This window comes from Reyranella sp., assembly GCF_050185545.1.
Classification (GTDB): domain Bacteria; phylum Pseudomonadota; class Alphaproteobacteria; order Reyranellales; family Reyranellaceae; genus Reyranella.
Genome location: NZ_JBFWZI010000161.1, coordinates 1 through 12,596 on the forward strand (window position 1 = coordinate 1; position 12,596 = coordinate 12,596).

Annotated in this window: 12 protein-coding genes; 11 read left to right on the top strand and 1 reads right to left on the bottom strand. The window is 66.6% G+C overall.

The genetic code is table 11. From position 1 onward, the window contains the following. Positions 1-830, top strand: an 830-nt coding sequence (locus AB7O82_RS29515) for a Bug family tripartite tricarboxylate transporter substrate binding protein (protein ID WP_428620861.1), incomplete at its 5' end; no start/stop codon positions are given. Positions 831-901: 71 nt separating this feature from the next. Here the strand turns inward: AB7O82_RS29515 and AB7O82_RS29520 are convergent. Continuing rightward, entirely contained in the window at positions 902-1,894 is a 993-nt protein-coding gene (locus tag AB7O82_RS29520; RefSeq protein WP_428550607.1) for an NAD-dependent epimerase/dehydratase family protein, read from the bottom strand. A 256-nt stretch (positions 1,895-2,150) separates the two neighbouring features. Between AB7O82_RS29520 and AB7O82_RS29525 the strand changes: the two genes are divergently transcribed. From AB7O82_RS29525 to AB7O82_RS29570, 10 genes are all read left to right on the top strand, one after another. Further along, positions 2,151-2,912 (top strand): dienelactone hydrolase family protein, encoded by a 762-nt coding sequence (locus tag AB7O82_RS29525; RefSeq protein WP_428550610.1) that lies wholly within the window; start codon positions 2,151-2,153, stop codon positions 2,910-2,912. Positions 2,913-2,923: 11 nt separating this feature from the next. After that, on the top strand, positions 2,924-3,229 hold the full coding sequence (locus AB7O82_RS29530) for a DUF6295 family protein (protein WP_428550613.1): 306 nt from the start codon (positions 2,924-2,926) through the stop codon (positions 3,227-3,229). 22 nt (positions 3,230-3,251) lie between these two features. Continuing rightward, positions 3,252-3,698, top strand: coding sequence for a nuclear transport factor 2 family protein (locus AB7O82_RS29535; RefSeq protein ID WP_428620863.1), 447 nt, complete (start codon positions 3,252-3,254; stop codon positions 3,696-3,698). A gap of 161 nt (positions 3,699-3,859) precedes the next feature. Beyond that, entirely contained in the window at positions 3,860-4,627 is a 768-nt protein-coding gene (locus AB7O82_RS29540) for an IclR family transcriptional regulator (protein WP_428550617.1), read from the top strand. A gap of 27 nt (positions 4,628-4,654) precedes the next feature. Beyond that, a complete protein-coding gene (locus AB7O82_RS29545) occupies positions 4,655-6,697 on the top strand; it encodes a hydantoinase/oxoprolinase family protein (RefSeq protein WP_428620864.1) in 2,043 nt (680 codons plus the stop codon). Positions 6,698-6,708: 11 nt separating this feature from the next. Beyond that, complete coding sequence (locus AB7O82_RS29550) at positions 6,709-8,709, top strand: hydantoinase B/oxoprolinase family protein (RefSeq protein WP_428620866.1); 2,001 nt, start codon at positions 6,709-6,711, stop codon at positions 8,707-8,709. A gap of 7 nt (positions 8,710-8,716) precedes the next feature. Beyond that, complete coding sequence (locus tag AB7O82_RS29555) at positions 8,717-9,493, top strand: SDR family NAD(P)-dependent oxidoreductase (RefSeq protein ID WP_428550625.1); 777 nt, start codon at positions 8,717-8,719, stop codon at positions 9,491-9,493. Beyond that, complete coding sequence (locus tag AB7O82_RS29560; protein ID WP_428620868.1) at positions 9,486-9,701, top strand: hypothetical protein; 216 nt, start codon at positions 9,486-9,488, stop codon at positions 9,699-9,701. The genes AB7O82_RS29555 and AB7O82_RS29560 overlap by 8 nt, the downstream gene beginning before the upstream one ends. 15 nt (positions 9,702-9,716) lie before the next feature. Beyond that, positions 9,717-10,634 (top strand): polysaccharide deacetylase family protein, encoded by a 918-nt coding sequence (locus AB7O82_RS29565; RefSeq protein WP_428620869.1) that lies wholly within the window; start codon positions 9,717-9,719, stop codon positions 10,632-10,634. 20 nt (positions 10,635-10,654) lie between these two features. Next, positions 10,655-12,208 carry an ABC transporter substrate-binding protein gene (locus AB7O82_RS29570; protein WP_428550629.1) on the top strand — a complete coding sequence of 518 codons (1,554 nt, stop codon included), beginning with the start codon at positions 10,655-10,657 and terminating at the stop codon, positions 12,206-12,208. Positions 12,209-12,596: the final 388 nt, after the last annotated feature.

Genomic DNA, 12,596 nt, shown 5'->3' on the forward strand with positions numbered 1-12,596 from the left:
CCGAAAAGATCCAGGCCTCCCTCGGACAGCCCGTGGTGGTCGAGAATCGCCCCGGCGCCAACGGCAATGTCGGCGCGGCCTACGTGCTGTCGCAGCCCGCCGACGGCTACACGCTGATGATGGGCCATATCGGCCTGATGACGATCAACGCCCATCTCTACAAGGAGATGAAGTTCAATCCGCTGACCGAGTTCGCGCCGGTCATTCGCGCCACGACCTATGCGAACGCCCTGGTTGTCACCAACAGCCTGCCCATTCACTCGACCAAGGATCTCGTCGAGTACGCCAAGAAGAGTCCCACCGGTCTCAGGTTCTCGTCGGCCGGCGTCGGCGGCTCGCTGCACATGGGCTTCGAGCTGCTGAAGGTGGAAGCCGGATTCGAGGCCCAGCACGTGCCCTACACGGCAACCGCCAAGGCCCTGCTGAGCGTGATCTCCGGCGAGACGGACGCCCTGTTCGCCGACGTGCTGGCGGCCATCCCCCACATCTCCAGCCGTTCCCTGCGCGGCGTCGCCATCAGCAGCAAGCAGCGCTCCCGACTGCTGCCCGACCTGCCGGCCGTCGCCGAATCGGGCATCCCGGCGCTCGCCAATTTCGACGTGGTCGGATGGAATGGTCTCGTGGCCAAGACCGGCACGCCGGCCGACCGCATCAAGCTGATCAACGAGCACGTCAAGCGGGCCCTGGAAGCGCCCGACATGGCTGAGCGCATGTCCAAGCTCGGCGCCGATGTCGCCGTGATGTCCACGAACGAATTCGGCGCCTTCATGCGCGCCGAGGACAAGAAGTGGGGCGGCCTGGTGAAAAAGGCCGATTTGAAGGTCAATTGACTTCATGCGGACCGCGGGCGTCTCGCCCGCACATGATCAAGAGCGGGCGTGACGCCCGCCGTCCGGAAGACTCATGATGCCGCCGCCTCTTCCGCCGACCAGGCGATGATGCGGCGCAGTCCCTCCTCGATCGAGATTTCCGGGCGCCACCCGAGCTGCTGGACGATCTTGGCGTTGGAGAATTTCAGCGTGCTCGACACAGTCGCGCGGATCTTGCCCTCGATCTTCCTGTGCTCGGGCTCGAGGTCCGAGCCCATCTGCTTCAGAATGATACCGACCAGCTCGTTCAACGACGTCGAGACCCCGGTGGCGACGTTGTAGGACTCTCCCGACGCCTCGGACTCCATCGCCATCACGTTCGCGCGGGCGATGTCGTGGATGTGGATGTAGTCGTGCACCTCGCTGCCGTCGTCGGGGATCACCGGCCGCTTGCCCTGGCGGATGCTCTCGATGGTGTCGACGATGTAGGCCGAGTTCACCGCCCGGCGATGCTGCCGTTCGCCGTAGACCGACGAATAGCGCAGCGACACGAACGGCACGCCGTAACGGCTGTGATAGAGCCGTCCCAGATTCTCGCCGATGATTTTCGATCCGCCATAGAGGACAGCGCCAGGCTGCTGGCCGCTCCATACCCAAGGCGCCTTCTCGGTGGTGACGTCCTCCTCGGTCTCGCCGTAGACGGCAACCGACGACGCGAAGATCACCTTCACGCCGCCGCGATAGCGACTGGCCTCGCAGATGTTCAGCATGCCCTGCACGTTCACCGCGAGTCCCAGCTGGGGATTGAGCGACAGCGGCAAGGTGAGGAAGCCTGCCACCGCGAACACACCCGCCGCGTTCTCGAAGGCGTCGAACAGCTCGTTGGTGCGCAGGATATCGCCGCGCGCGAAAGTCACGCGCGGATCGCTCACGACGCCGCTGACGGTATCCATGGTGCCCAGGGCGAAGTTGTCGAACAGCACGACTTCCCGCGCCCCGCCACGCAGAAGATGCTGCGTGATCTCCGACCCGATCTGGCTGAGCCCTCCCGCAATGACGAATTTGTTGCCTTCGATCCTGGCCATTTTCCCCGTCACCCCGATTGCACTGCCGATTGCGGCGCGGAGTATGGGGAGGGCGCCGGCGAGCGCCAAGACCCGGGCCAAGCCTTTTGGCTATCCTACTATGCAGGGTCGATGGCGCCTTGTTGCGTCTGCCCGGCGATCGTCGAATACTCCTGCCGCGACGAGCGCCGCCAACATTCGGGCCGCTCATCGATGACGACGAGGCGCTCCGATATCCGGATGGACGCCCAAGCATACGCTCATGGAGGAAGATGCAATGTCGTTTTACCGAGGCATGACCTGCGAGAACATCACACTCAAGGGCGACAAGGGAACCCCGATCACGGCCTACGTGGCCAAGCCCGCCGGCGCCGGTCCTTTCCCGGGCGTCGTGCTCATCCACCATCTGCCGGGCTGGAGCGAGTTCTACATCGAGACGACCCGGCGGTTCGCGCATCACGGCTATCTCGCGATCTGCGCCAACCTCTACGAGCGCGAGGGCGGCGGCAGCGACGGCAACCCGGACGACATCGCGGCCAAGGTGCGCGCCGACGGCGGCATCGCCGATTCCCAGATGGTCGGCGACACCGCGGCCGCCGTGCAGTGGATGCGCTCGCAGCCCAACCTCAACGGCAAGATCGGCCTGTTCGGTTCCTGCTCGGGTGGCCGGCACGCTTTCATCTATGCCTGCCAGAAGAAGGACGTCGATGCCTGCGTCGAGCTGTGGGGCGGCCGCGTGGTGATGGGCAAGGAGGAGCTCAACGCCAAGACGCCGGTCGCGCCGATCGACATGACGAAGGAGCTCTCCTGCCCGCTGCTCGGCCTGTTCGGCAACGACGACCGCGCACCCAGCCCCGAGCAGGTCAACCAGCACGAGGCCGAACTCAAGAAGCTCGGCAAGAACTACGAGTTCCATCGCTACGACGGCGCCGGCCACGGCATCTTTTACTGGCACCGGCCATTGTACCGGCCGGAGCAGGCGATGGATGGCTGGAGCAAGGTGTTTACTTTCTTCGGCAAGCATCTGGCGAAGAAGTAGGAGGCGGGCCTATGTGCACCTCGATCATCGAGATCGCACCGGCGGAGGGCATGGCCAAGCGCGGAGACGAATGGTTCCCGCTCACGCAGTCGGTGGTCGCCTACGACCATGCCCGCCATGCGCCGCTGGGTGACGTGATCACCCTCGACTTCTTCAATACCAGTCTCGACCCCGGTGCGCGCGCCGGCGTCGAGCTCACGCTCGACTCGGCCAAGGCGCTGCGCGCCGCGCTCGATCGGGCGATCGCGGCCGCGGAATTCGAGGAGGCCGAGGTGAGAGGCAAGGGCGCCGTGCCCGTGCTCGTCCGGGCGGCGTGACGACGACGCTCGAGGATACGGTATGACGACGCCTCTCGGGGACACGCCTCTCGAAGACAAGGAGTCGATCCGCGAGCTGTTGAGCGAATACAGCTTTCGGATCGACGCCTTCGAGTTCGCCGAGCTCGGCGCACTGTTCACCGAGGACGGCGAATGGATCGCGCGCTACGCTCGGGCGCGCGGCCCGGCCGAGATCGCGGCGCTGATGGCGCGCAACATCCCGACCGAGCCCAGGCGCAAGCACTTCATCATGAACAGCCTGATCCGGCTCGACGGCGACAGCGCCACTGCCCGCACCAGCTACCTGGTCGTCCTGCAGGCGAGCGGAGCCGGCCTGGTGCCCTCGGTCGCCGGCACCTACGAAGACCGGCTGGTCCGCACGCCGGCGGGATGGCGCTTCCGCGAGCGCCGGCTGGTCCACGATCTGGCGGCAGAGCTCGGCCTCAACCTGCCCAGCACGCGGGGCTGACGAAGGACTCGGGCTCTTCCGGACCGCGGGCGTCTCGCCCGCTCATGATCTCGTGGAGCGGGCGAGACGCCCGCGGTCCGGAAGAGCATGGGTGCGCCGCCTTGACACCGCCGTCGCTCCCGCGCGAACGTCGTTTTGTCAGGAGAACGAGGTTCACATACGTGAACAGCACCGTGAAGTCGGCCGCCCGGGTTCTCGACATCCTCGAGCTGCTGTCGCGCAGCGAGGAGCCGATGGCGCTGAAGGATCTCGTGGCGGTCCTGGCAGTGCCCAAGAGCAGCGCGCATGCCCTGCTGCAGACGTTGCAGGCGCGCGGCTATGTCGAGCGCGACCCGGCCGATCGCTATGCCCTGAACGAGTCGCTGCGCCAGTCGTCGGGATGGATCGGCGGACCGGCGGCGCATCTGGCCGCGGTGGCCCGGCCGGTGATGGAACGATTGCGCGACGAGCTCGAGGAGAGCGTGTTCCTTGGCGTCCGCGCCGGGCGCGGCGACGTCAAGGTGATCGCCAAGGCGGTGAGCCGCGCCCAGATCCGCTACGATTCGGTCGATCCGGGCCTGCGGCCCGCCTACTGCACCGGCATGGGCCGGATCCTGCTGGCGTTCTGGGACAAGAAGTCGGCCGATGCCTATTTGATGCGCACCCGATTGCACGCCTATACGCCGCGAACGGTCACCGACGTCGGCAAGCTGCGCGCGATCCTCGCCAAGGTGGCTTCCAATGGCTACGCAATCCTCGAGGAAGAATACGTTCTTGGCGGTTCGGCGACAGCGGCGCCGGTGTTCGGTGGCGATGGTACGGTCGTTGCTGCGCTGAACGTGGGAACGGTGTCGGCGCGCTACCCGGCCGCCAAATCGCGGATCGTCGCCGGGGTCGTCCGGGCCGCCGCCACCATCAGCCAGCGACTCGGTCATCGCCGGTCAGCGTAGGTCACGACAGCGAAAGGATTTTCAGCAGTGAGCTATCGGATCGGCGTCGACATCGGGGGCACATTCGCAGATTTCTGTGCCCTGGACGAAGCGACCGGCCGGCTGGCCACGCTGAAAGTGCTGTCGACGCCGCAGCAGCCGGGGCGCGAGGTCATCACCGGGTTGAAGGAGCTCGGCACGCGGTTCGGCATCCAGCCCGGCGACATCGGCTACTTCACCCACGGCACCACCGTCGGCATCAACTCGGTGATCCAGCGCAAGGGCATTCGCCTCTGCCTGTTCGCGACCGAGAATTTCATCGACGTGCTGGAGCTGGCGCGTCTCAAGATGCCCGACCCCTATCACCTGATGTCGTCGCGGGCGGAGCCCCTGGTCACGCGCGATCGCGTGCTGGCGGTGCGCGAACGCATACTCGCCGACGGAAGGGTGGAAACGCCGCTCGATCCAGCCAGCCTGCGCCAAGCGCTCGACCAGGCGATGGCGCTCGGGGCCGAGGGGATCGTGCTGGCGCTGCTGCATTCCTATCGCAACCCGGCGCACGAGCGGCAGGCGCAGAAGCTGATCGGCCAGTGGGCGCCTGCAATGCCGGTGTTCTGCTCGAGCGACGTGTGGCCGATCATCCGCGAGTACGAGCGCACCGCGACGGCCACGATCCACGGCTACGTGCAGCCGAATGTGGCGCGCTACCTGTCGGCCCTGCAGGCGGCCCTGAAGCAGGCAGGCGTTGCGGTCGAGCCGATGGTGACCAAGTCGAACGGCGGCGTCATGACGGCCGAGCTCGGCAAGTCGGCCTGCCTGCAGATGCTGCTGTCGGGCACCGCGGCCGGCGTGATCGGCGCCGGATTCGTGGCGCGCCAGGCCGGGCTCGACCAAGTGCTGAGCCTCGATATCGGCGGCACCTCGGCCGACGTCGCCATCATCGTGGGCGGCACGCCGACCTACGGCACCGGCGAGATGGTGGGCGACTTCCCGATCTACATCCCCACCGTGTCGGTGACGTCGATCGGCGACGGCGGCGGGTCGATTGCCGCGGTGAGCGAGTTCGGCGTGCTGACGGTCGGGCCGGAAAGCGCCGGCTCGACGCCCGGTCCGGCCTGCTACGGCCGTGGCGGCACGCGGCCGACCATGACCGACGCCTTCGCCGTCTGCGGCATCATCGGTCACGGCAACATCGGCTACGACGCCGTCTCAGTCGATATCGACAAGGCGCGCAGCGCCGTGGGCACGATCGCCGGCAAGCTCGGGCGCGGGCCCGAGCAGGCGGCCGAAGCGATCATCCAGGTGGCGGTGTCCGGCATGTATCGCGAGGTCGGCAAGCTCGCCTCGCGCCAGGGCATCGACCCGCGCGATTACACCCTGCTGGCGTTCGGCGGCGCCGGTCCCATGCTGGGCTGCTTCCTGGCGCGCGAGCTCGGCATGCGGCAGGTGCTGATCCCGACGGCGCCGGGCGTGCTGTCGGCGCTGGGCGGGCTGGTCGCCGACGTCAAGAACGACTTCATCAGCACCGCCTACTATCCGCTGTCGGCCGCCGAGCTGCCGCGATTGAAAGCGGACTTCGACGGGCTGGCCCGGCGCGCGACCGCCTGGATCACCAAGGAGCAGAAGTTCGCCGGTCACACCGTGCTGCAGCCTGCCGCCGACATGCGCTATCTCGGGCAGTCGTTCGAGATCGAGGTGCCACTGCGGATGGAATGGATCGCGGGCGGCGACGTCGAACGGATTGCAGCCGCGTTCCACGCCGAGCACGAGCGCCTCTACGGCCACGCCGCGCCCTCGACGCCGGTGCACGTCGTCAGCCTGCGCCTGGTCGTGGTGGGAACCTCGCCGCAGCCGAACTTTCCGGCGCAGCCGCGGCGGAGCGACATGCCGACACCGGCCAAGCAGGTCGAGGTCTACCTGGACGGCGCCTGGCGCAGCGTGCCGCTCTACCGGCGCGCTGACCTCGGGCACGGGCACATGCTCGCCAGCCCGTGCGTCGTCGCCCAGGAGGACACGACGATCTGCATTCCGGAAGGTTTCACCGGCGCGGTCGACTCGTACGGCAACATTCTCCTGTCGCTTGCCAAGTAAAAGGACACGCGATGCGCATCGATCCGGTCACCTTGCAGATCTTCGCCAACCACGCGCAGGCAGCCGCCGACAGCATGGCGTTCACGCTGTTCCGCACGGCGCATTCGACCTTCGTCAAGGAGACCGAGGATTTCACCACTGGCCTCGCCACGCCGGACGGCATGACCTTTGCCAGCCCGCGCGATCTCGGCGCCACCTGGTTCATCGGCCTCGACTACGCCAACGCGCTGAAGTTGATACCCGACTACCGCCCGGGCGACATCTGCATCACCAACGATCCCTACAGCGGCTTCGTCTGCACCCACACGCCTGATTTGCACATGTGGAAGCCGATCTTCTGGGAGGACGAGTTGGTGGCCTTCTCGGTGAGCCACATCCACAACACCGATGTCGGCGGCGCGGTGCCGGCCTCGCTGTCGCGGCAGCTCACGGAAGTCCACCAGGAAGGCATCCGCATCCCGCCCAACAAGCTCTATGCCGAGGGCAAGCTCAACCAGGCGCTGCTCGACGTGATGCTGACCAACGTCCGCATGCCGGAGCAGAATTACGGCGACCTGCAGGCACAGATCGCGGCGATGAACACCGGCGAGCGCAAGGTGCACGACATGGTGCGCAAGTTCGGCGTCGACGTGTTCCGCCAGGGCGTCAAGGATCTTCTCGACCTCGGCGAGCGGCAGGCGCGCGCCCTGCTCAGCCGCATCCCCGACGGCGATTACTTCTTCGCCGACTATCTCGACGAGGACGCGCCGGGCGGCGTGCCGGTGCGTCTTGCCCTCACGCTGAAGATTCGCGGTGACGAGGCCATCCTCGACTTCTCCGGCTCGGATGCACAACTGCAGTCGTCCCTCAACGTCCCGACCGGCGGCGCCGAGCGCCACATCCTGCTGATGGTGGGCTACACCTACTGCCTCTACAGCATCGATCCCTCGATCCTGCTGAACGGCGGCATCACGCGGCCGGCGCGCTGCGTCATCCCCGAAGGCACGATCCTCAATCCGAAGTTCCCGGCCGCGGTCGGCATGCGCAGCATGACCTGCGGGCGCCTGCAGGGCGTCACCATCGGCGCCTTCCAGGCGGCGGTGCCGGACCTGCTGCCGGCGGGACCGGCCGGCAGCAGCGCCATCATGAACGTCAAGACGACCGATAACCGGACCGGTCGGCTCATCATGGCCTCTATCGATCCGATCACCGGCGGCGCCGGCGGCTGGTCGGGCGGCGATGGCGCTGACGGGTCGGGCGCCAATTCGAGCTTCCTCAAGAACACGCCGGTCGAGATCAACGAGACCGAGGTGCCGATCAAGGTGCTGCGCTACAGCCTGGTGCCCGACTCGGGCGGCGCCGGCAAGCATCGCGGCGGGCTCGGCACCCTGCTCGAGTTCAAGGTATCGTCGCCCAACACGGTGGTGACGGCGCGCAACCGCGACCGCACGCGATTCTCGTCGTGGGGCAGCAACGGCGGCAAGCCGGGGGCGACGTCCGGCTTCTGGCGCAATCCGGGCCGCAACGACGTCGTCAACCTCGGCAACACCGACGTGGTGGCGCTCGATCCGGGCGACGTGATCCTGGTGACGGCATGCGGCGGGGGCGGCTGGGGCCCGCCGTGGGAACGCGAGGCCAAGGCCGTCCTGTTCGACGTCGAGCAGGGCAAGGTCTCCGTGCAATCGGCCGCCGACGATTACGGCGTGGTCATCCGCGACGGAGCGATCGACGAGACGGCGACCACCGCACGACGCGCCCGCCTGGCAGCGCAAGCAAAGCCCAGCGTCTTCGCCTTCAACGAGCAGCGCGAGGCGTATGAGCGCGAGTGGACGGACGCCAACTACGCCGCTCTGACCGAGCTGCTGGCCACCCTACCCGTCCACTGGCGCCATTTCATCAAGAAGCGGATCTTCGCCTCCCTGGAGCAGCTGCCGGCGCAACAGCGCCGCGGCGACGGCAGCGAGGTGCGGCGCGCTTTCGAGCTGGCGGTGGCCGAGTTCCCCGAGCTCCGGCAGGCCCAGGCGGCGGAGTGAACGGCTGATGGACATCCAGTTCGACAACCAGGCCGTCATCGTCACCGGGGCCGCGCGTGGAATCGGCGGCGGCATCGTCGAGGGCTTCGTCGAACGCGGTGCCCGGGTGTGGGCCTGCGATGTGCTGGAGTGCGAGCTGGCGGCGCTGAAGGCCAGGGTGAAGCCGCAGCGTGGCGGCACTCTGGAGACGCGCAAGGTCGACCTGACGCGCTCCGCCGAGGTCGACGCTTTCGTGCGCGAGGTCGAGCAAACGAGCGGCGCGGTCGACGTGCTGGTGCATGTCGCCGGCGGAGTGCGCGGCCAGGTGAAGCAGCCGGTCGAAGAGGTAAGCGACGACGATTGGCGGGCGATCTATGCCGTCAATGTCGAGGGCGCTTTCTTCGCCAGCCGCGCCGTGACGCCGGGCATGAAGAGGAAAGGCAAGGGTCGCATCATCGTGATCGCGAGCCGCGCCGGCCTGGGCGTCAGCCTGACCGGTATCCAGTCCTATGCCACCGCGAAGGCTGCCCAGCTCGGCCTGGTGCGCCAGCTGGCGCACGAGCTCGGACCAAGCGGCATCACGGTCAATGCCGTGGCGCCGGGGTTCCTGCGCACCAGCCCGGACTACGAGCGGCAGTGGGACTCCTACGGACCCGAGGGCCAGAAGGCGATGATCGAGCGCGTCGCCATGCGCCGCCTGGGTGAGCCTCGTGACATCGCCCACGCCGTCATGTTCCTCGCCTCGCCCTTCGCCTCGTGGATCACCGGCCAGGTGCTGCCGGTGACCGGGAGTCCGCTTGCATGACCCCGGCAGGGCATTCGAATATGGCAAAAAATCCGTCATCCCGAGCGAAGCCGCCAGATCCGGCGCTGTTTACAGCGCCATTGGCGGCGCAGTCGAGGGACCTTTCTTGCTGATGCTGCAAGAAGAAAGGTCCCTCCGCTACGCCTCGCTGCGCTCGGCTCGGGTCGGGATGACGGATTTTTTTGCCATGTGCGAATGCCCTGCCTGACCCCGGGAGAAGCCCATGTCCGCACGCCCGACCATCGTCCCCAAATCGGAAGAACCAGAGCAGCCGTGGCAATGGCCGGAGGCGCGTTGGCGCGGCATCGTCGACCGCGTGCGGGCCGGCCGGACGCTCAGGCCGGAAACCTGGCCGAACGGAACACGCTGCGCCGTGGCCCTCTCGTTCGACTCGGACCACGAGACCGGCGAGCTGCGCGAAGGCGGCGAGTCGATCGGCCGGCTGAGCCAAGGCCAGTACGGCAGCCGCGCCGGCATCCCGCGCATCCTGAAGCTGCTCGAAAAATACTCGGTGCCCGCCACCTTCTACGTGCCGGCCGTATCGGCAATGCTGCATCCCGACGAGCAGCGCCGCGTCGCCGCCGAGGGTCACGAGATCGGCATCCACGGCTGGATCCACGAGCGCAACTCGATCCTCCCGGAGGCCTCCGAGCGCGACCTGCAGATGCGCTCGGCCGAAATGCTGGAGCGGGTCGCGGGCCAGCGCCCGGTCGGCATCCGCACGCCGTCGTGGGACTTCTCGCCCAATACGCTGGCCATCACACGCGACATGGGCCTGCTCTACGATTCCTCGCTGATGGCCGACGACGACTGCTACGAGCTGCTGCTCGACGGCAAGCCGACCGGAGTCGTCGAGCTGCCGGTCGAATGGATCCGCGACGATGCGGTCTACTTCAACATGAACCGGTTCGCCTCGCTCAGGCCCTATACGCCGCCGTCGTCGGTGCTGGAGATCTTCCGACGCGAGTTCGATGCGGCCTATGCCGAGGGCGGGCTCTACCAGCTCACCATGCATCCGCACATCATCGGCCATCGTTCGCGCATGATGATCCTGGAAGAGCTGATTCGGCACATCCGTGCGCACACCGGAATCTGGTTCGCAACGCATGCCGACATCGTGCGCTACGTCAAGGGGAGCTGATCGACAGAGGAGGAAAGGGCATGAAGCGAAGAACTCTCGGAGTGCTCGCCGCCATCGCCGCGGCAGCATCATTCGCCGTCGCGGGCAGCGCCTGGGCGCAAGGCAAGTACGTCCACGCCAACAACAGCGGCTACGACAATCTCGATCCGCATGCCATCTACGACGTCGGCCGCGCCGCGTCGCGCATCAACTTCTATGACGGCTTGTACCGCTGGGTCGACAACCCGCCAAAGATGATTCCCTGGCTGGCGGAGAGTCACACCTCGTCGCCCGACGGCAAGACCTGGACCTTCACCCTGCGCAAGGGCGTGAAGTTCCACGACGGCAGCGAGTTCACCGCCGGCGACGTGGTCTACAGCATCGAGCGCCTGCTGGCGATGAAGAAGGGCGCAGCGTCGTTGTTCCTTCCGATCATCGATCCCGGCAGCACCAAGGCACCCGACAAGTACACGGTCGTGTTCACCCTCAAGGAACCGTCCGCCATCTTCTTCGCCACCGTGCCGGAAATCCTGATCGTCAATTCCAAGCTGGTGAAGAAGAACGAGAAGAACGGCGATCTGGGCGCGGCCTGGCTGGCAAAGAACGTCGCCAGCTCGGGCTCGTACAAGCTCAAGCGCTACGATCCGGCAATCGGCTTCGTCGGCGAGCGCTACAAGGAGCATTTCGCCGGCTGGGAGAAGAAGGCGTTCGACGAGATCGAGTTCCGCACCGTTCTGGAAACCAACACCCGCGTGCAGGGGCTGATCAAGGGCGACTTCCAGGGCACCGACGGGTACCTGCCCTACGACCAGATCCTGCGCCTGAAGCAGTCGCCGAACGTGCAGATCCTCGAGCAGGAATCGATGCGCGTCTTCTACTTCTCGATCCACAACGGCCGCGGGCCGATGAGCGACGTGCATTTCCGCCGGGCGCTCGCCTACGCCTTCGACTACGACGGCTTCATCAAGGACATCCTGAAGGGCGCCGTGGCACGCAACCCCGGCCCCAATCCCAACAACCTGTGGGGCGCGCCCAGGGACCTGAAGGGGTTCACCTACGACCTGGAGAAGGCCAAGGCGGAACTCGCCAAGGTCAAGGAGCCGCTGCGGCCGATCACCATCGGCACCCTGGCCGGGTTCAGCGAGACCGAGCAGGCTGCCACCCTGCTGCAGAACGGCGCCAAGAAGATCGGCATCGAGATCAAGATCGAATCGGCGCCGTGGCCGGTCGTGCAGAGCCGCATGCAGGATCGCGACAAGAACTACGACATGGTGCCGCTGTGGAAGAGCACCTACTACGTCGATCCCAACAACTGGGTCGGCGAGCTCTACGGCTCGCGCTACATCGGCACGCGCAATTCCTCGTACACTAAGGATGCCGAGCTCGACAAATGGATCAACGAGGCGCTGGCGACCAACGACCAGGAGAAACGCCGCGTGCTGTACGAGAAGGCCGCGACCAAGGTGACCGACGAGGCGATGGGCATCTTCGTCTACAACACGAAATGGTACGGCCCCTACGCCGCCAACATCGGCGGCATCCGCTTCAGCCCGATCGGCAGCGGACAGGACATGCGCTGGGCGTACTACAAATAGATGGTGGCACCTTCCGGCGTGAACACGTTGCAAGGCCTCCTCCCCAGCTACGCTGGGGAGGTGTCGCGTCATACGCGACGGAGGGGTCATGGCTCATGTGGACCGCGGGCGTCCCGCCCGCTCATGATTCATGAGAAGAGCGGGCGAGACGCCCGCGGTCCGCAAGACCATGACCCCTCCGCCTGCCCGCACGAAGCCGAAGCGGCTTCGCTTCGGCGAAGGCAGGTCGCCGGAAGACGGCGACACCTTCCCGGCTACGCCGGGGAGGAGGGCAAGAGTGACGAGGCGACTTGATGCGCCGCCTGGAAATGATCGTCTCGCGGCTGGCGTGGTTCGTGCCGACGCTGGCAGGACTCGTGGTCATCGTCTTCCTGATCACCAACGTGAT

What these genes read in the sequence shown, in the direction of transcription:
- AB7O82_RS29520 (WP_428550607.1), bottom strand. Translation starts at nt 1,894, where the DNA reads ATGGCCAGGATCGAAGGCAACAAATTCGTCATTGCGGGAGGGCTCAGC.
- AB7O82_RS29525 (WP_428550610.1), top strand. Translation starts at nt 2,151, where the DNA reads ATGTCGTTTTACCGAGGCATGACCTGCGAGAACATCACACTCAAGGGC.
- AB7O82_RS29530 (WP_428550613.1), top strand. Translation starts at nt 2,924, where the DNA reads ATGTGCACCTCGATCATCGAGATCGCACCGGCGGAGGGCATGGCCAAG.
- AB7O82_RS29535 (WP_428620863.1), top strand. Translation starts at nt 3,252, where the DNA reads ATGACGACGCCTCTCGGGGACACGCCTCTCGAAGACAAGGAGTCGATC.
- AB7O82_RS29550 (WP_428620866.1), top strand. Translation starts at nt 6,709, where the DNA reads ATGCGCATCGATCCGGTCACCTTGCAGATCTTCGCCAACCACGCGCAG.
- AB7O82_RS29555 (WP_428550625.1), top strand. Translation starts at nt 8,717, where the DNA reads ATGGACATCCAGTTCGACAACCAGGCCGTCATCGTCACCGGGGCCGCG.
- AB7O82_RS29565 (WP_428620869.1), top strand. Translation starts at nt 9,717, where the DNA reads ATGTCCGCACGCCCGACCATCGTCCCCAAATCGGAAGAACCAGAGCAG.
- AB7O82_RS29570 (WP_428550629.1), top strand. Translation starts at nt 10,655, where the DNA reads ATGAAGCGAAGAACTCTCGGAGTGCTCGCCGCCATCGCCGCGGCAGCA.